This window comes from Mycolicibacterium sp. lyk4-40-TYG-92, assembly GCF_030209435.1.
Lineage (GTDB): Bacteria > Actinomycetota > Actinomycetes > Mycobacteriales > Mycobacteriaceae > Mycobacterium.
In genome coordinates this window covers 20,404-43,279 of record NZ_JARVRX010000022.1, presented here as the reverse complement: position 1 = coordinate 43,279, position 22,876 = coordinate 20,404, and the positions used below count along the sequence as shown (strand labels likewise).

Sequence of the window (22,876 nt, the reverse complement as noted above, 5' to 3'; positions counted from 1 at the left end):
GGGCTAGAGCGAGCCGACGCTGACCGAGCGGTCCTGCGCGAAGCCCCAGTCCAGCAGCTGCGCGGCCTGATCCCAGTAGGTCGGGCCGCCCTCGTGGACCAGGCCGTACATCATTGCGATGACCAGCCGGCGTCCGCCGCGGTCGGCGGCGGCCACGTAAGTCTTCTTGGCGGCGTTGGTGAAGCCGGTTTTGCCGCCGATGGTGCCCGGGTACCGCTGCAGCAGCTGGTTCTCGTTGACGATCTGCTCGTTGCCGTTCTTGCCGGGGAACGTCGCGGCGGGCTGCGCGGTGATCTGCGCGAAGTACGGGTTGGCCATCGCGGCGCGGAAGATGATGGCCAGGTCCCGGGGTGTGGTCCAGCCCGAACCGCCCGCGCCGTCGAGGCCCGACGGGGTGGCGGCGTGGGTGTCGACGGCGCCGATCGCGGCGGCCTTGGCATTCATCTTGGCAACGGCGACGTCGTAGCCGCCGATCATGTCGGCCAGGGCGTTGGCGGCGTCGTTGCCCGAGGCGAGCAGCACGGCGTCCAACAGCTGACGGGCGGTGTAGACGTGGCCGGGGACGATGCCGGCGCAGTTGCACTCCACCTGGGTGTCGGCGACGGTGCCGGCCACGGTCGCGTCCAGGCTCGGCAGCTCACTGAGCGCGGTCAGCGCCAGCAGCGTCTTGATGGTGCTGGCGGGCGGATGGCGCAGGTCGATGTCCTGCCCGGCGAGGATCTGGCCCGAATCCATGTCGGCGACGATCCAGGCCGGGGCCGGCCCCGCCGGAATCTGCACGGTGCCGACCGGCTGGATGTCGGGGTCGGCGGCCGCCACCGGCGGCGCGACGAGGAACACGAGCGTCAGGGTCGCCATGACGGCGGTTGCGAACCTTCCCATGGAGCCAGCAGCCTACTGGCCGAACCTGGACGGTGTCGTCTCGGCGACGGTCCGGTGGTGTTCAATCGGATGATGCTGAGTCTGGAAGAGATCTCGGACCGTCTGGAAATCCAACAGCTGTTGGTCGCCTACTCGACGGCCATCGACACCCGTCAATTCGACGATCTGGCACGGGTTTTCACACCCGATGCCTACATCGACTACCGGGCGATGGGCGGCATCGACGGACATTTCCCCGAGGTCAAGGAATGGCTGGCGCAGGTGCTGCCGAATTTCCCGGCCTACGCGCACATGCTCGGCAATTTCGACGTCACCATCACCGGTGACACCGCGAAATCGCGCACCATCTGTTTCAACCCGATGGTGCTGCCCACCGGGGCGAGCGAAGCGACGGGGCAAGGCTCGGCCGAAGCCGACGCGCAGCCCCAGGTGCTGTTCTGCGGTCTCTGGTACGAGGACGAGTTCGTCCGTACCGCCGAGGGGTGGCGCATGACGCGCCGCGTCGAGACCAAGTGCTTCGACCGGGTGGTCTAGCGCCGCCCACGGGATTTGGGCCGGTCGCAGCTGCTCTGGCAGAATGGTCGGCTGTCTGTCCGCGACTCGTTCAATGCGCCGCGCGGCAGTCACACACGTGAGGCAAGACCGGACCGGGCAATCCGCCTGAGTCGCTGAATTGCAGCGTGGCAATCATCAGGAGAAGTGCAGAACATGGCTGTCAAGATCAAGCTCACCCGGCTTGGCAAGATCCGCAACCCCCAGTACCGCATCATCGTCGCCGACGCGCGCACCCGCCGCGACGGCCGCGCCATCGAGGTCATCGGCCGGTACCACCCGAAGGAAGAGCCGAGCCTGATCGAGATCGATTCGGAGCGCGCGCAGTACTGGCTGGGCGTCGGCGCACAGCCGACCGAGCCGGTCGCCGCCCTGCTGAAGATCACCGGTGACTGGCAGAAGTTCAAGGGCCTGCCGGGCGCCGAGGGCACCCTGAAGGTCAAGGAGCCCAAGCCGTCCAAGCTGGACCTGTTCAACGCCGCGCTGGCCAACGCCGACGCCGCCCCCGGTGGCGAGGCCGTGACGCTGAAGAAGCGCAAGGACAAGAAGGAAGAGGCTGCTGAGGCGGCCGCCGAGACCCCTGCCGCCGACACCGAGGCTTCTGCATCTGAGGCCGAAGCGCCCGCCGAATGAGCAGTGTCGTCGTCGACGCCGTAGAGCACCTGGTCCGCGGGATCGTCGACAACCCTGACGACGTCCGGGTCGACATGGTGACCAGTCGCCGCGGTCGTACCGTCGAGGTGCACGTGCACCCCGACGACCTGGGCAAGGTCATCGGGCGCGGCGGCCGCACTGCCACCGCGCTGCGGACGCTGGTCGCCGGTATCGGCGGCCGCGGCATCCGCGTCGACGTGGTGGACACCGACCAGTAAATATGGACCTCGTGGTCGGCCGCGTCATCAAGGCGCATGGCATCAGCGGCGAGGTTGTCGTCGACGTACGTACCGATGATCCCGGCGAGCGTTTCTCGCCGGGATCATCGCTGCGTGGTAAACCGGGAGCCCGAAATCCCGGTCCCGAACGCACCTATGTCGTCGAATCGATGCGCGAGCACGGCGGCCGGCTGCTCGTGCGTCTCGAGGGTGTGGCCGACCGCAATGCGGCAGATGCGTTGCGCGGCACGCTATTTCTGGTGGACTCCGCCAGTCTGCCGCCCATCGAAGAGCCCGACGAGTTCTACGATCACCAGCTCGAGGGCCTCAAGGTCCGCACCGTCGACGGCGTCGACGTGGGTGTGGTGACCGAGGTGCTGCACACTCCCGGCGGCGAATTGCTCTCCATCCGAACAGAACCCGGTGCCGAGGTGTTGGTGCCGTTCGTCACCCAGATGGTGCCGACGGTGTCGCTGGCCGACGGTCTGGTGGAGATCGATCCCCCCGACGGCCTGCTCGAGATGGACTGACATCCATGCGGATTGACGTCGTCACCATCTTCCCGGCGTATCTCGATGCGCTGCAGCAGTCCCTGCCGGGGAAGGCCATCGCCAACGGCACCGTCCAGCTCGGTGTGCACGACCTGCGGAACTGGACGCATGACGTCCACAAGTCGGTCGACGACTCCCCGTATGGCGGGGGACCGGGCATGGTGATGAAAGCGCCCATCTGGGGCGCCGCCCTCGACGAAATCTGCACGCCGGAAACGGTTCTGGTGGTCCCGACGCCGGCCGGCCGGTTGTTTACACAGGAACACGCGCACCGGTGGACGACTGAGAAGCACCTGGTGTTCGCCTGTGGCCGCTACGAGGGCATCGACCAGCGGGTGGCCGACGACGCCGCCCGGCGCATGCGGGTCGAAGAGGTGTCGATCGGTGATTACGTGCTGCCCGGCGGCGAGTCCGCGGCGCTCGTGATGATCGAAGCCGTTGTCCGGTTGCTGCCCGATGTCCTGGGCAATCCGGCGTCGCACCAAGATGATTCGCATTCGGCGCACGTCGGGGGAGTGCTGGAGGGGCCGAGCTACACCCGGCCACCGGTCTGGCGTGACCTCGAGGTGCCGCCGGTGCTGCTGTCGGGCGACCACGCCAAGGTCGCCGCCTGGCGCCGCGAACAGGGCCTGCAACGGACGCGGGAAAGAAGACCTGACCTGTTGCGCTAGACCGATTCCGGCGTCGCTTCGCTCGCCCCGGCTAGCTGATCCGCCCGCCCGGGAACATCGTCTTGACGGCATTGGTGATCGTGGCGCGTGCCGTGGCGTCATCGGTGGGCTGCAGCGAGCCGATCGCCATCACGTAGCGCCGGTCGGCGCCGATCACGCCCGTCGACATGTGCATCCAGTTGTTGCCGCCCCACTCCGGCATCCAGCCTTGCTTCACCGCAACCGGTTCGCCGTAGAGGCCGTCCGGGATGCCGAAGCGCTGCGGGTAGCCGTCGGCGCCGGCAGGCGTGGACGCGGCCAGATTCGCCAGGATGATGCTGGCCCGCTCCGGCGGCAGCCCGCCGGAGCCGTTCAACAACTGGTCGTAGTAGTGCACCAGGTCGGTCGTGGTGCTCATGGTGTTCCACCACTTGCCGTCGTACGGCACCGACGTGGAGCTCAGCCCGTAGCGGGCCGCGACGCGCGTGATGACGCTGTTGCCGCCACTGCGATTCCAGAACACCTCGGCCGCGGAGTCGTCCGACGAGCGGAGCATGGTGTCCAGCGACTGACGGTCGGCCGCGGTGAGCTCGATTTGGCCCTTCGCCTCCTGCAACAGCAGATCGTCGGCAATGAACAACTTGGCCACCGACGCGATGGGCATGGCGGACTTGTCGCCGGTCGCGATCAGTTGGCCCGTGTTGCGATCGAGAACCGCGGCGCTGATCGACGCGCCGGCGGCGGCGGCATCGTTGGTGGCACTACGTTCGCGAGCATCGAGGCCCGTCAGGGCCGCGGCGGGCTCGGCGGCCGGAGCCTCCGGCATCTCCAGTGCGGTGACGACCGGTACGACGGTCAGCGCGATCTTGTTCGGCGGCGCGGCCCCGTAGACCTTGGCCTCGCAACCAGCTGTGAGCATCACCGTTGCCGCGGCAGCGGTGATGGTCAGCAGCTTCAATTGCTGCGGGCGCATGAGTCTCCTCGGATCACGACGGATAAAAATATGATTGATCAGCGTAACGGGTAATCGTGTGTTGGGTGTGACGTCTGTGGCGGCGCCGCGTGTGATGTCTGCTGCAGCGGGCCGGCTGGGGTCACGATTTCGTGACCCGGCGGCTGTCTGGCACAATTGAGCAGTTGTCTGCGCTGGGCGCGGGGTCGGCGTCTGTTTTCGGATGTGTCCCCGCCCGCTATGGCATCCGACCAAGTACGTCCGTAAAGAGAATGGCTTTCCGTCGCGCCGCATGGTGTCCGGCGGCTGTAGCCCGCGAGTTAGCAAGGAAGTGTCACCGATGAAAACGCTGGACTTCGTCGACCAGGCGTCGCTGCGCGACGACATCCCGGCCTTCAACCCCGGCGACACCCTCAATGTGCACGTCAAGGTCATCGAGGGCAACAAGCACCGCATCCAGGTGTTCAAGGGCGTCGTGATCCGTCGCCAGGGCGGCGGCATCGGTGAGACCTTCACCGTCCGCAAGGAGAGCTACGGCGTCGGCGTCGAGCGGACCTTCCCGGTGCACTCGCCGAACATCGACCACATCGACGTCGTCACCCGCGGTGACGTCCGTCGCGCCAAGCTGTACTACCTGCGCGAGCTCCGTGGCAAGAAGGCCAAGATCAAGGAAAAGCGCTGAGCTTGTTCGGCGACCTTTCCGCCGAGCTGATTAGCCTGGTGCCGTGACCGGCCCAAGCGAAGACAGCACCACTCCGGACAGTCCGACGACGGACGACGCCGACACGACAGCGAGCGGCAAGGCCGACGAGGCCGACGAGGCCGAAGCGACCGACGAGGCCGAAGCGACCGACGAGAAGCCCAAGTCGAAGCTCGCCGCGCTGCGCGAAGGTGTCGTCCTCGTTGTCACAGCGGTGCTGCTGTACTACCTCGTGCTGACGTTCGTCGCGCGGCCGTACCTGATTCCGTCGGAGTCCATGGAGCCCACGCTGCACGGCTGCAGCGGCTGTGTCGGCGACCGGATCATGGTGGACAAGCTGACCTACCGGTTCAGCTCGCCGGAGCCGGGTGATGTGGTGGTCTTCAAGGGCCCGCCGAACTGGAACATCAGCTACAAGTCGATCCGTTCGGACAACCCGACCATGCGCTGGATCCAGAATGCACTCTCGGTCGTCGGCTTCGTGCCGCCCGATGAGAACGATCTGGTCAAGCGCGTCATCGCGGTGGGTGGCCAGACGGTGCAGTGCCGCAACTCGACGGGGTTGACGGTCGACGGCAAGAAGCTCAAGGAGCCGTACCTGGACCCGGCGACCATGATGGTCGACCCGGCGACGGACCCGTGCCTGGGCAACGAGTTCGGCCCGGTGAAGGTGCCGGACGGCCGCCTCTGGGTGATGGGGGACAACCGCACCCACTCGGCCGACTCGCGCGCGCATTGCACGAACACGCCGACGGACGCCATCAACGCGCTGATGTGCACCGGCGATCCGACCGCGGGCACCGTGCCCGTTGCCAACGTGATCGGAAAGGCCCGGTTCATCGCCTGGCCGCCGTCGCGCTGGGGCGGTGTCGTCACCGTCAATCCACAGACCGGACAATAGGTTTTAGGATTTCCGTTGCCGGTTTGGCCGCCCCGCACAGTGATCCGCAAGTCCGCGGGCCTGCGCACCCTGGAGTCCGCGCTGTATCGCGGCGGCCTGGGGCCGGTTGCCGGGGTGGACGAGGTGGGCCGTGGCGCCTGCGCCGGCCCGCTCGTCGTCGCGGCCTGCGTGTTGGGCCCGAATCGACTGGAAAGCCTGACGGCACTAGATGACTCGAAGAAGTTGAACGAGGCCGAACGGGAACGGCTGTTCCCGTTGATCCGGCGTTATGCGCTCGCGTACCACGTGGTGTTCATTCCGTCGGTCGAGGTCGACCGGCGCGGGGTGCACATCGCCAACATCGAAGGCATGCGGCGTGCGGTCGCAGGTCTGCCGCTGCGGCCGGGCTACGTGCTCTCCGACGGGTTCCGGGTGCCGGGCCTGTCGGTGCCATCGCTGCCGGTGGTCAGCGGGGACGCCGCGGCCGCGTGCATCGCCGCGGCGAGCGTGCTGGCCAAGGTCAGCCGCGACCGGCTGATGGTCGAGATGGACACCGTGCATCCGGGCTACGGCTTTGCGGTACACAAGGGGTACAGCACTCCCGCGCACACCGCGGCACTGGCCGAACTGGGGCCGTGCCCCGAACACCGGTTCTCGTTCGCCAATGTGCGCAAGCTGGCTGCCAACCCGGCGATAGGGCAGCGCTGCCGATCCGGGTGAGGAAAAATGGGAACCAGTAGCCAATCCGAACAAGACATGGCCCGCAAGAACCGAAGGACCGCTGAACTGATGAGTCTGTGCCGATGAGTGCCGAGGATCTCGAGAAGTATGAAACCGAGATGGAGCTCTCGCTGTACCGCGAGTACAAGGACATCGTCGGGCAGTTCAGTTACGTCGTGGAGACCGAGCGGCGCTTCTACCTGGCCAACAGTGTCGAGCTGATCCCGCGCAACGCCGAGGGTGAGGTCTACTTCGAGCTGCGTCTGGCCGATGCCTGGGTCTGGGACATGTACCGGCCGGCGCGGTTCGTCAAGCAGGTCCGGGTCATCACCTTCAAAGATGTCAACATCGAAGAGGTCGAGAAGCCCGAACTGCGCCTGCCCGAATAGCCCGCGGCGCCCTGCGGGACGGTCAGCGGTAGCGCAACTCCAGGCGCCGGTGCCGGCGCACCATGAGGCTGGGCACCCATTCGGCGTCGGCGAGCTCGAACCAGTTCGTGGCCTCGAGCAGCATGGTGATCCCGATGCGCGCCTCGGTGCGGGCCAGGGCCGCGCCGACACAGAAATGCGGGCCCTTCCCGAATGCCAGGTGATTGCGCAGGTTCGGCCGGCCCAGCTGCAGCAGGTCGGGTTCGTCGAAGGCCGCCGGATCGCGGTTGGCAGACCCCCAGAGCAGCAGCAGATGCCCGTCTTTGGGCAGTGAAACGCCCGCCAGCGTGGTGTCCTGCCGGATGTGCCGGTGATGGTTGCGGAACGGAGACTCCAGTCGCAATGTCTCCTCCAGCAGCGCGGGCACCAGCTGCGGGTCGCTGCGCACCTGTTCCTGGACGTCCGGATGGGTGGCGAGGAGCCGCGCGGCGTTGCCGATCAGCCCGGCGGTGGATTCGCCGCCGGCGCCGACAAGCTGAACCAGCATCAGCACCGCCACCTCGGGCGCGACGGCGTTCTCGGCCACCGCGCGCACGAGGTCGCCGAGCAGGTCGTCGCCCGGATTCGCCTGCGCGTCAGAGAATTTGGCGTACAGGTAGCCGGCGAGTTGGGCCGATGTCTCGACCGCGGTGGCGATGTGATCGAGGTCGAAGACGCCACTGAGCAGTTCGGTGCTGCCGTAACCCCACTGCACCAGCTGCGGCACGTCGTCGTCGGGTAACCCGATGAGCCTGGCCACCAGCGTCATCGGCAGGCGGTCGCCGATGGCGGCCATCCACTCGATGCCGCCGTCCACCGCCGCGTCCTGCCACAACTGCCGGGCGATGTCGGTGATCGCCGGTTCGAGCGCCCGAACTCGCTTGGCCACCAGGGCCGGCAGCACCAGTTTGCGTTCGTGCGCATGCCGCGGGTCGTCGCCGGTGGCGAGGACATGCCCCGCGGTGTCGACGGCGCCCATGTCGAAGGTCCCCGGCCGAACCGTGCCGGTCTGCGCTCCGGCATTCACCAGGGTTGCCGTCAGGTTGGAGGAGAAATCCTCCGGGCGGCTGACGGCTTCCTGCACGGCATCCCACGTGGTGGCCAGATAGAAGTCGGTGCCCGGCACGCGGTGCACCGGACCGGCCAGGCGAAGCTGCGCATAACAGTCATATGGATCGTCCAGCGTCGACGGGCTGAGTAGATCTGAAACCATTTGCACGCCTTGAGCTTTGGTCTCCTGCACCGGCATGTCAAGGCCGGAATTCGGCTGTCTCACGCACCGTTCGCAAGCTGGGGCGACGCAGACGGAATCAGAAAAAGCGTCTCGCTGTGAGACAAATCAGTGGATTAGTATCAGCTGCATGGACTGGCTGATCGGTGCCGATCGCCGCGATGCGGGCGTCGAACGCATCTATGCCGCCGCGGCGGCGAGCGCCGCCGCCCGGGGCCTGGACCGGTTGAGCATCGATGACGTCGCCGCGAGCGTGGGCTGTTCGCGCGCCACGGTGTACCGGCACGTCGGCGGTAAACAGGCGCTGCGCGACGGCGTGTTGGTGCGGGCGATCATGCGGGTCGGGCAGGAGGTCGCCCAGGTGGTGGCCGGGCGCACCGGGCCCGACCGGATCGCGGCCGCCGTACTGTCGGCGGTGCGGGTGGTCCGCGCGGACCCGCTGGCTTCGGGTCTGGTGCGTTCGGGCGCCCTTGTCGACTTCGACTCGCCGCGGCTCGCGCAGGCGGCAGCCGAGCTGTCCGGGACCTCGGATCCGCTTCTCGCGGACTGGATCGTGCGGGTTGTGTTGTCGTTGCTGTGTTGGCCGTTGGCTGATGAAAAGGCCGAAGAGCTGGTGGTCCGCCGGTATGTGGCTGCTGTAGCCCCGCCGGTGGTCCGTCGATGACTGTCCCGACAGGCGGTCATGACTGGGGCCTTAGAGGCAATAGATTGTTAGGCTAAGCAGATGGCAAGCAAGCCGCAGAGCAAACCGTCGCTGGCGGCGACGAGTTGGACGCTGCTGGGCATGTTGTCGTACGAAGAGGAACTCAGTGGCTACGACATCAAGAAGTGGATCGACTGGAGCGTCGGTTTCTACTACTGGAGCCCGTCGTACAGCCAGATCTACACCGAGCTGAAAAAGCTTGAGGGACTTGGTTATCTCGAGTCCCGCGTGGAGCAGGACGAAGGTCTGCGCACGCGCCGTCTGTACAAGATCACCGAATCCGGCATGGCCGCCGTGACCGACTGGACCAACAACGCTCCCGTCGACCCTCCGGTGCTCAAACACAGTGTGCTGCTGCGGGTTACATTCGGTCACCTGAGCAACCCGACCCGGCTGCGGGAACTGCTCGAGCAGCACGTCGCCTACTGCGAGGCCATGGAGCGGCAGGCCGCCGAGGACTCCGATGGCGCCAAGGCTCAGCCGGTGTGGGCATATTCGGTGATCGCGCTGCGCTGGGCGGCCAAGTACTACGCCGCCGAGCGGGAACTGGCGCTCGAACTGATGAAGGACATCGACGACGCCGACGCGGTGCTGCAGACCGCGGCGAAAGGCGTTGCGGGCCTGCCGCGTTCGATGCCGGGTCTGTGGCGCGAGGTCGAGCGCGAGGTTCAGGGCCGGCACGACGTCTAGCGACGGCACGGGTGCCGTCGCTAGAGGATCTCGGCGATGTCGTTCTTCAGGGCTTCGGCGCCGGTGCCGAAAACCGCCTGGACACTGTTGCCGACCTCGATGACACCTGCCGCACCCAGACTCTTCAGCCGGTCCTGATCCACCTTGCTCTTGTCGGCGACCTCGATGCGCAGCCGCGTGATGCACGCATCGACGGCGACGAGGTTGTCCCGGCCGCCGAACGCCGCGATCACCTGCTCCGGCCTGCTCACTGCCGCGCCGCCGGCGGCCACCGCGGTGGCCGAGTCCGCGCCTTCGCCGAGGTTCGCCTGCTCCTCCGCCTCGAATTCGGTTTCCGGTTCCCGTCCCGGGGTCCGCAGATTCCACTTCGTGATGGCGAACCGGAACAGCACGTAGTAAACGACGAAGAAGACGACGCCCATGCCGATGAGCAGGGGGATGTTCTTCGCGGCGGGGGCGGTGCCGTACAGCAGGAGATCGGCCAGCCCCGCGGAGAAGGAGAAGCCGAGGTGGATGTCGAGGAGATAGGCGATCGCCAACGACAGCCCGGTCAGCACGGCGTGGATGACGTACAGCGGGAACGCCACGAACATGAACGAGAATTCGAGTGGCTCGGTCACCCCGGTCAGCAGCGCGGTCAGCGCGGCGGCCGACAGGATGCCGACGGCGACCTTCCGCTGTTTCTTGTTCGCCACGTGGATCATCGCGAGAGCCGCGGCCGGCAGGCCGAACATGAGCACCGGATAGAACCCCGACGTGAGGATGCCCGCGGTCGGGTCGCCCGCGGCGAAGCGCGTGAGTTCACCCGTGACGACGTGACCGTCGGGAGTCTGGTAGTCGCCGTAGAGGAACCACACGTAGGAATTCGGGATGTGATGCAGGCCCAGCGGAATGAGCATGCGGTTGGCGAATCCGTACACGAAGGCGCCGAAGGCACCCGAGCCGCCGATGAACTTGCCCAGGCCTGTCAGGCCCGCATCGAAGAGCGGGTAGCAGTAACTCATCGCGAACGCGAGGAACAGACAGGCGACCGACACCACGATGGGGACGAACCGCCTGCCCCCGAAAAATCCGAGGTACGCGGGCAATTGGATGGTGTGGTAGCGGTCGAAGAGCCACGCGGTGAGCAAGCCGACGACGATTCCCGCGAACACGCTGTAGTTGATCTGGGCTTGGGCGCCTGCCTTGTCGACCTCGCCGGCGAGCACGACCGGCGACATGGTCTTGAACACCGACTGCACCACGAGGTAGCCGACGACGGCGGCCAGTGCTGTCGAGCCGTCCGCCTTCCTGGCGAACCCGATGGCCACACCGACGGCGAACAACAGGGGGAGATTGGTGAATATCGCGTCGCCGGCAGCGCTCATCGCGTGGACGAACGGCCCGATGACGGGAGCCTTGATCCTGCCCAGCAGATCATCTTGGCCCAGACGGAGCAGGATTCCTGCCGCGGGCAGCACCGCGATCGGCAACATGAGGCTCTTGCCGAGCCGTTGCAGCTGAGCGAAGCCGGGAATGCGCAGGTCCGACTTTTCCTGTGCACCTGCGATTTTCGCTGTGTCGTTCATCTGCGAGACCCTTCTCTGCCGCAAAAACGCCACTCGGCGCGCAGGTTGTGCGGAAGCTTAGACGAGAACATGCGCCGGTGAGAGGGCGTTCGGCGGCGCTCGTATTGTTGGTGCGCAAGAGCAGAGGAGATACGACAGTGAGTCAGACGCCAGTTCTCGCCCCGGTCGCTGGGCGTGCCGTTCGGCTCGAGGACGTCCCGGACCCCGTGTTCTCTGCGGGCATGGTCGGCTACGGCGCCGCGATCGACCCGCCGCGCGGGGTGATCGAGGCGGTCGCCCCGGTCAGCGGCAGGCTCGTGAAACTGATGCCACACGCCTACGTCGTCGTGACGCCCGACAACGTGGGCGTTCTCGTGCACCTCGGTCTGGACACCGTCACGCTGAACGGTGATGGCTTCACGGCTCATGTCAGTCAGGGTGACGACGTCACCGCGGGGCAGCTCGTCATCGGCTACGACGTGCCCTCCGTCGAGGCGAGGGGGCTCAATCCCGTTGTGGCCGTTGTGGTCATGGACGAACGCGTGCCGGAGAACGTGACCTTGTCCGCCGCGGTTGCCGCGGGTGCGGACATCGATTGCGGGGCAATCCTCTTCACTGCGAACAAGGTAAGGCAGGATTGAGCGGTGGCAGATCGCAATGTGCTCGGTGCCCCGCTGGACCCGTGTGGCACCGAACCGCTGACGGGCTTCTACCGCGACGGCTGCTGCTCGACCGGACCCGAGGACGCCGGCCGGCACACCATCTGTGCGGTCGTGACCGCCGAGTTCCTGGCGCACCAGCGTTCGATAGGCAACGACCTGTCCACGCCGATGCCGGAATACCGCTTTCCGGGCCTTTCGCCGGGTGACCGCTGGTGCGTGACCGCGGTGAACTGGCTGCGGGCGCACAACGACGGATACGCGGCACCGGTGGTGCTCGCCTCCACGCACGAGCGGACCCTTGAGGTCGTGCCGCTCGAGGTGCTCAGCGCGTACGCCGTCGATGTGCCCGACGATCTGGGTGGCCTCGGCGGTCTCTGACCGCTACAGCTTGCCGGCGGCATCCCGTCCGGCGATGTAGCCGTACACCAGGCCCTGCGCGATGGTCGCGCCTGCGCCCGGGTACACCGCGCCGAAGGCGTTGGCCGCGGTGTTCCCCAGCGCGTACAGCCCCTCGATGACGCCGCCGTCCTCGCGGTGCACCCGGCCGCGCTCGTCGGCCACCACGCCGCCGCAGGTGCCGAGGTCGCTCAGCGTCATCTTCACCGCGTAGAACGGACCCTTCACCAGCGGGCGCAGGTTCGGGTTCGGCGTGACGGTCGGATCGCCGTAGTACCGGTCGTAGGCGCTGAGACCGCGTGCGAAGTCGGGGTCGATGCCGGCGGCCGCGCTCTCGTTGAACCGCGTCATGGTGTACTCGAAATCGGCGACCGGGACACCCATCTGCGCCGCCAGGTCGGCGAAGTTGGTGGCCTTGGCGGCGATACCGGCCCGGTACCAGGACTTGGGCAGCGGCATCCGTGGGAACGACCCGGCGGCGAACACATAGCTGTTGCGGTACTTCTGGTCGAACACGATCCACATCGACTCGACCGGGGTGCCGGCCCGCTCGAGTTCGAGGACGCGCTGGCCGAACGACATGTAGTCGGTCGACTCGTTGGCGAAGCGCCTGCCGTCCTGATCGACGATGAGCGATCCGGGGAGCGAGCGCTCGGCCAGCAGCACGGCCGGCGGACGGCCGTTCGCGGACGCGACCGCCGGGAACCACCAGGCCTGGTCCATCAACGCCGTCGCGGCACCCAGATCGGTGGCGGCCCGGATGGCCTCACCGGTGTTGGAATCGGCGCCGAGGCTCTCGTGGTCGCCGAGCGAATCGGACTGATACTTGTGGCGCATCGCCATGTCGTGGTCGAAGCCACCGGCCGCCAGCACCACGCCGCGCGTGGCGGTGACGGTGACCTCGCGGCCGTCGTGCGACAGCACCGCACCCGCGACCCGCCGGCCGTCGCCGGTCAGCCGGACCAGCGCGGTGTCGGTCCAGATCGGGATGCCGGCCTGCAGCACACCGGCGAACAGCCCGGCCGCCAGGGCCTGGCCGCCGGCGATGTACTCGCGCCCCAGCAGCTTGCCGCCGACGCCCTGTGCGAGCCGTTTTGCGATGAGCGGCAACCCTTTTCGCGGCACCCGCGTCATCAGGTTCATCCACTTGTAGTCCGCGCCGGTCGTCGGCATCGGGACCTTGACCTCCATGACACCGCCGCGCAACCGGTCCCGGTACCGGCCGAGTACGCGGGCGTTGAGCGGGCGGCATTCGCACGTGCGCCCGGTGGCGCGGCCGCCGGGCCGCTCCGGGTGGTAGTCGGAGTACTCGCGGGCCCAGAACAGGCGCATCGGAGTGGTGCGGCTCAGCATGTCGACGGTCGCATTGACGTGCTGCAGGAAGCCGGCGGAGCGGGCCGCGGGTGCGGTCCCGTCGACGACGGCGTCGAGATAGGTCGAGGCGCGGTCGGCGGTGTCGGGGGTGCCCTTGTCGGTCAGCAGGGGAGTGGTCGGCAGCCAGAGGGCGCCACCAGAGCGCGCGGTCGAACCGCCGACGTCGGACGCCTTCTCGACAACGAGGACGTTGAGGCCCGACTCGTGGCCGCTCAGCGCGGCGGCCAGGCCGGTGCCGGAACCGATCACCAGCAGATCGACGGTGGTGTCGGTGATGTCGAGGCCGGCCGGAATCGTGGCCGCGGCAGATGTCGTCACGGCCGCTAAGCGTATTGCGGCAGACGGGTTTCCGGCCTCCGACGTCCCTGCCAGCGGGAGAACACGTGCATTGCCCGCCCCGTTGCTGTTAGACCTGAAACATCAAACTGCAGCCCAGTTTTCAATGTGAGGATGGTCATCAGATGTCGGTGGAGGATGTCGATGTTCGCCAGATCGAAGCCGGTGAAGCGCCGACCCGGTTCGCCCGCGGCTGGCACTGCCTTGGCCTGACCAAGGACCTCGGTGACGGCAAACCGCACTCGATCAAGGCCTTCGGGCAGAAGCTCGTCGTGTTCCGCGGTGCGGACGGCCGGCTCAATGTGCTCGACAGCTACTGCCGGCACATGGGCGGTGATCTGAGCCAGGGCACCGTCAAGGGCAATGAGATCGCCTGCCCGTTCCACGACTGGCGCTGGGGTGGCGACGGCAGGTGCAAGCTGGTGCCGTACGCCAAGCGCACGCCGCGGCTCGCGCGCACCGCGAAGTGGGAGACCCTCGAGCAGGACGGGATGTTGTTCATCTGGAACGACCCCGAGGGCAGCGCCCCGCCGGCGGACGTCTACATCCCGCGCATCGAACAGGCGGGCAGCGATGAGTGGACCGATTGGCATTGGTACACCACGGTTGTCAACGTCAACTGCCGCGAGATCATCGACAACGTCGTCGACATGGCGCACTTCTTCTACATTCACGGCTCGGTGCCGTCGCACTTCAAGAACATCTTCGAAGGCGAGGTCGCGACGCAGTACATGAACGGTGGCGGCCGCGAGGACATGCAGGGCACCGAGGGCGCGAAGATGCTCGGTTCGACGTCGGTGGCGTCGTACTACGGACCGTCCTTCATGATCGACGACCTGACGTACCACTACCCGGAAGCCGACCACAAGACCATCCTGATCAACTGCCACTACCCGATCGACGCGAATTCCTTTGTGCTGCAGTACGGAATCATCGTGAAGAAGATGGCGGGTCTGCCCGAGGACGCAGCCGTCGCGACGGCACACGCGCTCGGTGACTGGGTGAAGCAGGGCTTCGAGCAGGACGTGCAGATCTGGAAGAACAAGGCCCGCATCGACAATCCGTTATTGGTCGAAGAGGACGGCCCCGTCTACCAGCTACGCCGGTGGTACGAGCAGTTCTACGTCGACGTCGCCGATGTGGTGCCGGAGATGACCGACCGTTTCGAATACGAACTGGACACCACCGTTCCGCGTGAGGCGTGGACCAGGGAGATGGAAGCCAACATCGCGGCACGGGCCGCGGAGTCGGTCTGATGACTGCGCGGCCCGACATCCGGCTGGCCGATATGCCGATGGTGCCGGTGGCGTGCCGTGCCTGTGGCGCAGAGGTTTTGGCGCGCAAGGGCAGCTGGCAGCAGACCAGCGTGCAGTGGACGCGCGAGTCGGCCGCAAGGTGTGAGGAGCGCCGGCGGGCCGAGTGCCTGCCGGGGCGGATCTTCCTGGCCTGCGGCCAGCTGAGGGAATCCATTGCCGACGCGGTGACGGCGGGTGTCGTGCACGTCGTTCAGGACGAACTGGGCGTGGCACCATAGCCGCATGAGCGCAGAGAAGCGGGTCGCGGTCGTCACCGGTGCCAGCAGGGGTGCCGGCAAGGGCATTGCCGCCGCGTTGGTGGCCGACGGCTGGACGGTGTACCTGACGGGCCGTACCGTCACCGATCCCGGCGACGGCGGCATCGCCGTTCCAGTTGATCACCGTGACGACGAAGCCGTGGCCGCGTTGTTCGCGCGGGTTGCCGACGAGGCCGGCCGGCTCGACCTGCTGGTCAACAACGCCGCGGTGGTCCATGACAACCTCGTCGACCCGAAGCCGTTCTGGGAGAAGCCGATCGGCCTCGGTGACGTGCTCGACGTCGGCCTGCGGTCGGCGTACGTGGCGTCGTGGCACGCCGCGCCGCTATTGGTGGCGCAAGGACGCGGCCTGATCGCGTTCACCTCGTCGCCGGGCGGCGTCTGTTACATGCACGGCCCTGCCTACGGTGCGCAGAAAGCCGGTGTGGACAAGATGGCCGCCGACATGGCCGTCGACTTCCACGGCACGGGCGTGTCGACGTTGTCGATCTGGATGGGCATCCTGCTCACCGACAAGTTCAAGCAGGCATTCGACGCCGAGACGCTGGCCAAGGCCGCAGGTAATTTCGAGACGCCGGAGTTCATCGGGCATGTGATCAACGCGCTGTACCAGGACCCGGATCTGGACGGCATCAGCGGGCAGACCGTGATCGCCGCGGAAGAGGCCCAGCGTTACGGCATCACCGATGTCGACGGCCGCACGCCGCCGTCGCACCGGGCGATGCTTGGTGATCCGCGGGTGCCCAGCGAGGTGGTCGTCCGCTGAGCGGACGAGTCGGACTCAGTCCGCTGAGCGGACAAATCGGACGCTGGTCAACTGGACACCCGCGGAAGTACTAGCAGTGCGCGCCGCCGTCGATCCGGATCTCGGTGCCGGTGAGGAAGGCGCCGTCGTCGGACGCGGCCATGGCGACCACCGCGGCGACCGCGCTGGGGTCGCCCAGGTTCGCGTCGTTGCCGGTGTTGAGCATGGGGACCTGCTTGGTCCACAGCCCGTAGTCGGTGCCTTCGGGCATCTTGGCGAACGTGCCGTTGGCCAGCGGGGTCGAGACGCCACCGGGCTGGATGTTCACGGCGCGCAGGCCCTGCTTGGCGTATTCGAGCGCCAGCGAGTGGGTGAAGCTCAGGATGCCGCCCTTGCTGGCGGAGTAGGCCGCCATGTAGGGGTGGGCATAGCTCGCCGAGGTCGAGGTGAAGTTGATGACCACACCGCGCCCCGACGCCAGCAGGGCCGGCAGGGCCTGGCGGGTCATCAGGAAGGTGCCGGTGAGGTTGACGGCGATGATGCGGTTCCAGTCGGCCAGGGTGGTTTCGTGGGTGTGCGAGCAGGTTTCGATCGCGGCCACGTTGACCAGGACGTCCAGGCCGCCCATGTCGGCGATAGCGGTATCGACGCCCTTGATGACGTCCACTTCGGACGAGATGTCGAGCACGGTGGTCGTCAGACGTGCTGCGGTGCCGGCCTTTTCGGCGGCGTCCCGGGTCCGTGCCAGTCCCTCGGCGGAGATGTCGCACGCGACGACGGTGCCGCCCTCGTCCAGCAGGCGGGCCACGGTGGCCTGGCCGATACCCGACCCGGCGCCCGTCACGATGACCTTGCGGTCGCTGAATCTATCCATGCTGCAAGTCCTTTCGTTGCCGAAGGATTCTTGCGGCACCCGTGTCGTACTGGACGGCCGTGGTCCGGTCACTGGGATGTCATCTCAACCGGTGGTCGGCGTGAGTTTGCGGATGGTGCCGAAGAGATCGGTGCTGTACAACGCGTGGGGGTCCCAGCCGGGCCCCGCGCCGAAGCGCACCGAGGTACTGCCGAACAGACCCGAGGCCAGGATGCAGGCGGCGTGCCGATCGGGGTCGATGCGGACGATGTCGCCGCCGTCCATCGCCAGGTAGATGAGGCCGTCGGGGCCGACCGTGAGGTCATCGGGGAACCCGAACAAGCCGAACAACCCGAGGTCGACGGTGCGGATGTGGGCGGGGTCGTTGATGTCCACGAGGGCCAGGGTGCTGACGGGGTGCAGGTCCATCGACGCGATGACGGTGCCCCGCGCGGGGTCGTATGTCAGGCCGTTGGCCATGGTCACCGCGGGCGCGAGCCGGGATTCGCGGGTGCCGTCGGCGCTGATCCTGGTCAGTCCGGTGGTCCAGCCGATGTTGCGGGAGACGACGAACGAACCGTCGGGCAAGCGGACCATGCCATTGGGCATCGTGAGCTTGGTTGCGATCGTCGTCGGTGCGCCGGTGCCGAGGTCGACGCGCGCGATGCTGCCGTTCTTGTTGCCGAAGATTCCGGACAGGAAGTTGTTACCGGTGGTGAAGTAGGCCGCCCCGTCGGCGACGGTGATGCTGCCCGGCGCAGCAACATTCGGTAGGAGGGTGCTGCCCGTGCCGTCGGGGGTGAGGCGGTAGAGCTGCCCCGAACTGCCGACGGTGCGCGAGACGAGCATGGTGCCCGCACCGTCGAACCCGAGGTTCTCCAGCGAACCGAGCCCGCTCGCGACGGTGGTGGCACGCCAGGGGCAGGGCGTGATCGCCACGGCGGACGCCGGTACCGGCGCCGCACCGACAACGGCCGTCAGTGCCACCGCCGCGGTCGACGCCAGGCGGGCGACGGCGCCGCGTCTCCGGCGTCGCGCATCACTCATCATCGTCTTCCCCATCTCTGAGTACGACCTCGTACTCGCACGTCAGGGGACAGTACGATAACGTACTGCCATGCGCAACACGGAGGATGACGACGCCCGTCAGCGATTCGTGGACGCCCTTGCCACGTTGATTGCCGAACGTGGCTACGCCACGACGTCCGTGGTCGACATCGTGCGGGTGGCGCAGGCCTCCAAGACCACCTTCTACCTGTATTTCGCGAACAAGCAGGAGTGCTACCTGGCACTGCTGGCCTCGGTGACCGACGATCTGGTCGCCGACATCCGGCAGGCCGTCGATTCAGATGCGCACTGGCACAATCAGATTCGCCAGATGTTCACCGCCTACATCGCGCATCTGACTGCGCGCCCGGCGATTTCACTGAGCTGGATCCGCGACCTGCCCGCGTTGGGGGCGGCCGCCCGCCCGATTCAGCGGCGCAATTTCGCGGAACTCGCCGCGCTGCTCGGCGAACTCGCCGCCAATCCGGGATTTCAGCGTGCGGGGCTGCCGCCGATCACCAAGCCCAAAGCCGTGATGCTGCTGGCCGGTGTGCGCGAGCTGGCCGCCCAGACCGCCGAGGACGACCTGGACATCGAAAGTGTCATCGGCCCGGCCACCGATATCGCGATCAGCATCCTCGCAGCGGGGCAGTGACCTCGGTTCAGTTGTCGACCGCGTCGACCGGTACGCGGCTGTTGTCGCCGAGCGGAACCGGGGCTGCGGGCTCGGCTGGGGTGCGCCGCCGGACCACCTCGAACGAGACGAGGATGACGGCCAGGGTGACACCACTCATCAGGAACTGGGACCGGGTGTCGGGCAGGAACGCCATCGCCAGGATGACAGTGGCCATGAGGGCGATGGTGGCGTAGCTCAACCAGGGGAACAGCCACATCTTCAGCTTGAGCGTGCCCGGGGCGGTCCGCTCGATCCGGCGCCGCAGGACGACCTGCGATATCGCGATGATCAGGTAGACGAACAAGGCGACGGCGCCGTAGGAGTTGATCAGGAAGTTGAACACCACGTCGCCCCACACGTAGGTCGCGGCGACCGATGCGTAGCCGACGGCGGTGCCCAGCAGGATCGCACGGCGCGGGACGCCACTGGGGGACAGCTTGGTGAAGAACCGCGGAGCGTCGCCGGAGGTGGTGAGCGCGAACAGCATTCGTGAGGTCGTGTACAGCGCCGAGTTGAGGCAGGACAGCACGGCGGTCAGCACGATGAAGTTCATGATCGTCGCGACGCCGGGGATGCCCAGAACGGTGAGCACCGAGGCGTAGGGGCTGATGCTCACGCTCTTGGTGTTCCACGGCTGGATGGCCACAACCACGAGGATCGATCCCACGTAGAACCCGATGATGCGGAACACGATCGACTTCATCGCCCGCGTCACCGCACGCTCGGGTTCGTCGGACTCGGCTGCGGCTATGGTGACGATCTCGGCGCCCGTGTAGAACGCGACGCAGGGCACCACGGCCGCCAGCACCGCGCCCCAGCCGAGCGGAGCGAAGCCTCCGTGATCGATGAGGTTGGCCAGACCGGGTGTGGAGTGCGGCCACAGGCCGGAGATCCAGAGTGCGCCCATGCCCAGGAACACCACGATGGCAATGACTTTCACCGACGAGAACCAGTACTCGAACTCGCCGAACGAGCGCGCCGAGACCAGATTGCTTGCGGTGAGGGCCAGCATCAGGCCGAGGCTGAGCACCCACAGCGGCACCGCGGGCAGCCACAGATGCAGGATGCGCCCGCCCGCAACGGCTTCGACCGCGACCACGATGACGAAGAAGTACCAGTACATCCAGCCTGTGACGAAGCCACCACGGCGCCCGAGCGCCTGCCGGGCGTAGACGTAGAACGAACCGACCACTGGTTGCGCGACCGCCATCTCGGCGAGCATCCGCATGATCAGCAGGGTGATGATGCCGGCGATCAGGAACGACACGATGGCCGCGGGCCCGGCACTGCCGATCACGACACCGCTGCCGACGAACAGCCCGGCGCCGATCACCCCGCCGAGGGCGATCAGGTTCAAATGCCTGCGCCGCAGGCCTTTCGCCAGCTGCGCATCACTGGCCTTGATCTCTGAACTCACCACCGACGCGACGATGCCGCAGTTCTGCGCGCCGGCCCATGGTTGTGGTCACCGTGCGCAAATCAGCCGTCAACCGCGGACCGGCACGGCGAGGGCCCAGCCCAGGACGCCGGTGGCCGCGGTGTTGGCCAGCGCTCGGATAATGTTCCAGCGCACCCACGACGACTCGAACTGCTCGCGGAGCGACGCGAGATCGGCGGGATTGGTCGACGCGGCCGCGGTGGCGAGCTTGTCGTTCAGGGGGACGTTGATCACCGACGTGATGGCGAGGCTGGCGATGTTGAGGGCCAAGCCGATGCCGATCCAGACCAGGACGGGGCGGGCGCCGGGCTTGAGGAAGAACGCCCCGGCCAGGGCGCTGAAGCCGACCGAGCCGAGGAAGGTCAGCAGGAACGGCGGATTGACGATGACGACGTTGATCTTGTTCATGACGTCGATGAAGGTCCGGTCGTCGAACGCGCCGAGTGCGGGCATCACCGACACCGCGTAGGCGTAGTAGAGGCCGGCGAGCAGCCCGGAGGACAACAGGGCGACGATGAGCGCCGTCGTGCCGAGTGGCTGGGGGAGCTTGGTGAATGTCATGTGCTGACCGTATTGACTTCAGGTCTGGACGATCCATCGCCAAAAGGCTCACTTCCATACGTGAGCGTCTACGCTTTCCCTGTGGACGCCCTGGCGGGGTTGCTGGAAGGGCCACGTGCGCGTGGCGCATTTCTGATGCGGTCGTTGCTCGACCCGCCGTGGTCGTTGCGGGTGCAGGACCAGGCTCCGCTCACCATCGTGGTGGTCGCCCGCGGGGCGGCCGCCGTCCTGCCCGACAATGCCGCCGGCCGGCGGCTCGAGGCAGGTGACATCGCGATCTTCCGGGGGCCCGACGGCTATACCGTCGCCGACGACGTGGCCACCGCGCCCGGAGTCGTCGTGCACCCGGGGCAGGTCACCACGACCGTCGATGGTGAACCACTGTGCGAGGCACTGAGTCTGGGTATCCGCAGCTGGGGCACCCGCCCCGACGCGGAGACCTTGTTGATCACCGGGGCCTACGAAGAAGTCGGGGCGGTCTGCCGGCGGCTGCTGACCGCGCTGCCGCCGCTCGTGGTGGTCCGGCGGGGCGAGGTCAACAGCATGCTGGTCGATCTGCTGCTCGACGAGATGTCGCGCGACGAGCCGGCCCAAGGTGCGGTGCTCGACCGCATGCTCGATCTGCTCACCATCGCGGCATTGCGCAGCTGGTTCTCCCGTGAGGAGGCGCCGGCCTGGTATCGCGCGTATCGGGACCCGCAGGTGGGCACGGCACTTCGGCTCATCGAGAACAATCCGGCACATCCCTGGACCGTGGGATCGCTGGCCGCCGAGGTCGGGCTGTCGCGGGCGGCACTGGCGCGGCGATTCACCCAACTCGTCGGCGAGCCGCCGATGGCGCTGCTCACCGAGATTCGCCTGGCGCTGGCCGTCGACCTGCTGCGCGGGTCCGACGCCACCATCGAAGCCGTTGCGGGCCGCGTCGGCTATGGCACCGCCTTCGCGCTGAGCACTGCGATCAAGCGCCGTTACGGCATGAGCCCCAAGGCAATCCGCGCCGCGTCTCCCTAACGGGTCTTGGCGAAGCGGCGGTGCCGCCACACATACCGCGGAATGTCGCGCACGGGGGCGCTCTTGGGCCAGCCGTCGGGCCGGAAGTAGGCGTCGGTACCGCCGTCGACGAAAATGACGCTGCCGCACAGGAAGTCGGCAGAGTCCGAGAGCATGAAGGTGATCCAGTTGGCCAGGTGCACGGGATCGCCGAAGCCGCCGGTCGGGATCGGGAAGGCGCGCACGGCCTTGCCCTCACGCGGTGAATCGAGCTGGGCCTGCAGCAGCGGGGTCATGATGGCCCCGGGCGCCAGGACATTCAGCCGGATGCCGCGCCCGGCCCAGTCGGCCGTCACCGCGGTATGCCGGACCCAGCGGGCCACGGCGATCTTGGACGCGGCGTACATGAGCGCGGAGGCGCCGCCGCCGAAGAAGCGCACGGCCCGGGCCGCGCGGTCGGCGTCACCGGCCAGCAGGGCGCGGATGGCGCGGCGGGGGACCGCGGGCACCGTCGTGCTGGAGTTGCTGCCCAGCGCAACGACTTTCGCGTTGCCGGCGGCGGCGAGTGCCGGGCGCCAGGCCGTCACCAGGTCGACGGTGCCGAGGTAGTTGATCTGGGCGATCAGGCGGGCGCGGTCGGCGCCGGCCCCGGGGCCGATCCCGGCGGCCAGCACGGCACCGTCGAGCGTGCCTTCGGACAGCTCCAGTACCCGGGTCGCGGCGGTACGCCGACCGTCGGCGGTCGACAGGTCCGCGATGATCTCGGCGTCCTTGAGGTCGACCCCGATCACCGTGTGGCCCTGGGCGCGCAATTGCTCTGCCGCCTGGTATCCCATGCCGGATGCCGAACCGGTAACAGCGTAGGTGCCGATGATGATCTCCTCGATT

28 protein-coding genes are annotated in these 22,876 nt (G+C 67.3%); 18 read left to right on the top strand and 10 right to left on the bottom strand.

Annotated elements, in window-relative coordinates:
- Positions 1-3: 3 nt before the first annotated feature.
- A complete protein-coding gene (locus tag QRN63_RS26945; protein ID WP_410506042.1) occupies positions 4-882 on the bottom strand; it encodes a D-alanyl-D-alanine carboxypeptidase family protein in 879 nt (292 codons plus the stop codon).
- Between the two features lie 72 nt (positions 883-954).
- Between QRN63_RS26945 and QRN63_RS26940 the strand changes: the two genes are divergently transcribed.
- From QRN63_RS26940 to trmD, 5 genes are all read left to right on the top strand, one after another.
- Positions 955-1,416 (top strand): nuclear transport factor 2 family protein, encoded by a 462-nt coding sequence (locus tag QRN63_RS26940; RefSeq protein ID WP_285033990.1) that lies wholly within the window; start codon positions 955-957, stop codon positions 1,414-1,416.
- A gap of 174 nt (positions 1,417-1,590) precedes the next feature.
- The gene (gene rpsP, locus QRN63_RS26935) at positions 1,591-2,067 is read left to right on the top strand and encodes a 30S ribosomal protein S16 (RefSeq protein WP_135356993.1); all 477 of its coding nucleotides are present in this window, start codon (positions 1,591-1,593) and stop codon (positions 2,065-2,067) included.
- Positions 2,064-2,306 carry an RNA-binding protein gene (locus tag QRN63_RS26930; protein ID WP_003881089.1) on the top strand — a complete coding sequence of 81 codons (243 nt, stop codon included), beginning with the start codon at positions 2,064-2,066 and terminating at the stop codon, positions 2,304-2,306. The genes rpsP and QRN63_RS26930 overlap by 4 nt, the downstream gene beginning before the upstream one ends.
- 2 nt (positions 2,307-2,308) lie before the next feature.
- The gene (gene rimM / locus QRN63_RS26925; protein WP_285033954.1) at positions 2,309-2,836 is read left to right on the top strand and encodes a ribosome maturation factor RimM; all 528 of its coding nucleotides are present in this window, start codon (positions 2,309-2,311) and stop codon (positions 2,834-2,836) included.
- Positions 2,837-2,841: 5 nt separating this feature from the next.
- A complete protein-coding gene (gene trmD / locus QRN63_RS26920) occupies positions 2,842-3,528 on the top strand; it encodes a tRNA (guanosine(37)-N1)-methyltransferase TrmD (RefSeq protein WP_267316930.1) in 687 nt (228 codons plus the stop codon).
- Between the two features lie 31 nt (positions 3,529-3,559).
- On the opposite strand, the gene QRN63_RS26915 is transcribed toward trmD, so the two are convergent.
- Positions 3,560-4,480: a serine hydrolase gene (locus QRN63_RS26915; protein WP_267316931.1), complete on the bottom strand. Its 921-nt coding sequence runs from the start codon at positions 4,478-4,480 to the stop codon at positions 3,560-3,562.
- A 319-nt stretch (positions 4,481-4,799) separates the two neighbouring features.
- On the opposite strand from QRN63_RS26915, the gene rplS reads away from it, so the two are divergent.
- From rplS to QRN63_RS26895, 4 genes are all read left to right on the top strand, one after another.
- Complete coding sequence (gene rplS / locus QRN63_RS26910) at positions 4,800-5,141, top strand: 50S ribosomal protein L19 (protein ID WP_020103768.1); 342 nt, start codon at positions 4,800-4,802, stop codon at positions 5,139-5,141.
- Positions 5,142-5,184: 43 nt separating this feature from the next.
- Complete coding sequence (gene lepB, locus QRN63_RS26905; protein ID WP_285033950.1) at positions 5,185-6,060, top strand: signal peptidase I; 876 nt, start codon at positions 5,185-5,187, stop codon at positions 6,058-6,060.
- A gap of 15 nt (positions 6,061-6,075) precedes the next feature.
- The gene (locus QRN63_RS26900) at positions 6,076-6,759 is read left to right on the top strand and encodes a ribonuclease HII (RefSeq protein ID WP_502888198.1); all 684 of its coding nucleotides are present in this window, start codon (positions 6,076-6,078) and stop codon (positions 6,757-6,759) included.
- Positions 6,760-6,842: 83 nt separating this feature from the next.
- Positions 6,843-7,148: a DUF2469 domain-containing protein gene (locus QRN63_RS26895; RefSeq protein ID WP_267316933.1), complete on the top strand. Its 306-nt coding sequence runs from the start codon at positions 6,843-6,845 to the stop codon at positions 7,146-7,148.
- Positions 7,149-7,170: 22 nt separating this feature from the next.
- Here the strand turns inward: QRN63_RS26895 and QRN63_RS26890 are convergent, their stop codons facing one another.
- Positions 7,171-8,379, bottom strand: coding sequence for a cytochrome P450 (locus QRN63_RS26890; RefSeq protein ID WP_285033948.1), 1,209 nt, complete (start codon positions 8,377-8,379; stop codon positions 7,171-7,173).
- 148 nt (positions 8,380-8,527) lie between these two features.
- On the opposite strand from QRN63_RS26890, the gene QRN63_RS26885 reads away from it, so the two are divergent.
- Complete coding sequence (locus QRN63_RS26885; protein WP_267316935.1) at positions 8,528-9,061, top strand: TetR/AcrR family transcriptional regulator; 534 nt, start codon at positions 8,528-8,530, stop codon at positions 9,059-9,061.
- A gap of 60 nt (positions 9,062-9,121) precedes the next feature.
- A complete protein-coding gene (locus QRN63_RS26880) occupies positions 9,122-9,790 on the top strand; it encodes a PadR family transcriptional regulator (RefSeq protein ID WP_285033946.1) in 669 nt (222 codons plus the stop codon).
- 20 nt (positions 9,791-9,810) lie between these two features.
- Here the strand turns inward: QRN63_RS26880 and QRN63_RS26875 are convergent, their stop codons facing one another.
- Positions 9,811-11,358, bottom strand: a complete 1,548-nt coding sequence (locus QRN63_RS26875) for a PTS transporter subunit EIIC (RefSeq protein WP_285033945.1) — start codon at positions 11,356-11,358, stop codon at positions 9,811-9,813.
- Between the two features lie 137 nt (positions 11,359-11,495).
- On the opposite strand from QRN63_RS26875, the gene QRN63_RS26870 reads away from it, so the two are divergent.
- Both QRN63_RS26870 and QRN63_RS26865 read left to right on the top strand, forming a co-directional pair.
- A complete protein-coding gene (locus tag QRN63_RS26870; protein ID WP_285033943.1) occupies positions 11,496-11,978 on the top strand; it encodes a PTS sugar transporter subunit IIA in 483 nt (160 codons plus the stop codon).
- 3 nt (positions 11,979-11,981) lie between these two features.
- Positions 11,982-12,377, top strand: a complete 396-nt coding sequence (locus QRN63_RS26865) for a DUF2237 family protein (RefSeq protein ID WP_267316937.1) — start codon at positions 11,982-11,984, stop codon at positions 12,375-12,377.
- Between the two features lie 3 nt (positions 12,378-12,380).
- On the opposite strand, the gene QRN63_RS26860 is transcribed toward QRN63_RS26865, so the two are convergent.
- On the bottom strand, positions 12,381-14,045 hold the full coding sequence (locus tag QRN63_RS26860) for a 3-ketosteroid-delta-1-dehydrogenase (protein WP_502888200.1): 1,665 nt from the start codon (positions 14,043-14,045) through the stop codon (positions 12,381-12,383).
- 185 nt (positions 14,046-14,230) lie between these two features.
- On the opposite strand from QRN63_RS26860, the gene QRN63_RS26855 reads away from it, so the two are divergent.
- Genes QRN63_RS26855 through QRN63_RS26845 form a run of 3 tightly spaced genes read left to right on the top strand, consistent with a single transcriptional unit; the run spans position 14,231 to position 16,444 of the window.
- Positions 14,231-15,361, top strand: a complete 1,131-nt coding sequence (locus tag QRN63_RS26855) for a 3-ketosteroid-9-alpha-monooxygenase, oxygenase component (RefSeq protein WP_285033939.1) — start codon at positions 14,231-14,233, stop codon at positions 15,359-15,361.
- A complete protein-coding gene (locus QRN63_RS26850) occupies positions 15,361-15,639 on the top strand; it encodes a ferredoxin (protein ID WP_267316940.1) in 279 nt (92 codons plus the stop codon). Before QRN63_RS26855 ends, QRN63_RS26850 begins: the two co-directional genes overlap by 1 nt.
- A 4-nt stretch (positions 15,640-15,643) precedes the next feature.
- Positions 15,644-16,444, top strand: coding sequence for an SDR family NAD(P)-dependent oxidoreductase (locus QRN63_RS26845; RefSeq protein ID WP_267316941.1), 801 nt, complete (start codon positions 15,644-15,646; stop codon positions 16,442-16,444).
- Between the two features lie 70 nt (positions 16,445-16,514).
- Here the strand turns inward: QRN63_RS26845 and QRN63_RS26840 are convergent, their stop codons facing one another.
- A complete protein-coding gene (locus tag QRN63_RS26840) occupies positions 16,515-17,297 on the bottom strand; it encodes an SDR family NAD(P)-dependent oxidoreductase (protein ID WP_285033938.1) in 783 nt (260 codons plus the stop codon).
- An 84-nt stretch (positions 17,298-17,381) separates the two neighbouring features.
- Positions 17,382-18,323 carry an SMP-30/gluconolactonase/LRE family protein gene (locus QRN63_RS26835; RefSeq protein ID WP_285033936.1) on the bottom strand — a complete coding sequence of 314 codons (942 nt, stop codon included), beginning with the start codon at positions 18,321-18,323 and terminating at the stop codon, positions 17,382-17,384.
- Between the two features lie 70 nt (positions 18,324-18,393).
- Between QRN63_RS26835 and QRN63_RS26830 the strand changes: the two genes are divergently transcribed.
- A complete protein-coding gene (locus QRN63_RS26830; RefSeq protein ID WP_267316944.1) occupies positions 18,394-18,978 on the top strand; it encodes a TetR/AcrR family transcriptional regulator in 585 nt (194 codons plus the stop codon).
- Between the two features lie 7 nt (positions 18,979-18,985).
- Here QRN63_RS26830 and QRN63_RS26825 read toward each other — a convergent pair whose 3' ends face one another.
- Together QRN63_RS26825 and QRN63_RS26820 are read right to left on the bottom strand one after the other, a co-directional pair.
- The gene (locus tag QRN63_RS26825; RefSeq protein WP_285034005.1) at positions 18,986-20,416 is read right to left on the bottom strand and encodes an amino acid permease; all 1,431 of its coding nucleotides are present in this window, start codon (positions 20,414-20,416) and stop codon (positions 18,986-18,988) included.
- Positions 20,417-20,485: 69 nt separating this feature from the next.
- Positions 20,486-20,998 carry an anthrone oxygenase family protein gene (locus QRN63_RS26820; RefSeq protein ID WP_267316945.1) on the bottom strand — a complete coding sequence of 171 codons (513 nt, stop codon included), beginning with the start codon at positions 20,996-20,998 and terminating at the stop codon, positions 20,486-20,488.
- Between the two features lie 81 nt (positions 20,999-21,079).
- On the opposite strand from QRN63_RS26820, the gene QRN63_RS26815 reads away from it, so the two are divergent.
- Positions 21,080-22,009, top strand: a complete 930-nt coding sequence (locus QRN63_RS26815; protein WP_285033934.1) for an AraC family transcriptional regulator — start codon at positions 21,080-21,082, stop codon at positions 22,007-22,009.
- Here QRN63_RS26815 and QRN63_RS26810 read toward each other — a convergent pair.
- On the bottom strand, positions 22,006-22,860 hold the full coding sequence (locus QRN63_RS26810; protein ID WP_285034004.1) for an SDR family oxidoreductase: 855 nt from the start codon (positions 22,858-22,860) through the stop codon (positions 22,006-22,008). The two genes, QRN63_RS26815 and QRN63_RS26810, sit on opposite strands and share 4 nt — an antisense overlap.
- Between the last annotated feature and the right edge of the window lie 16 nt (positions 22,861-22,876).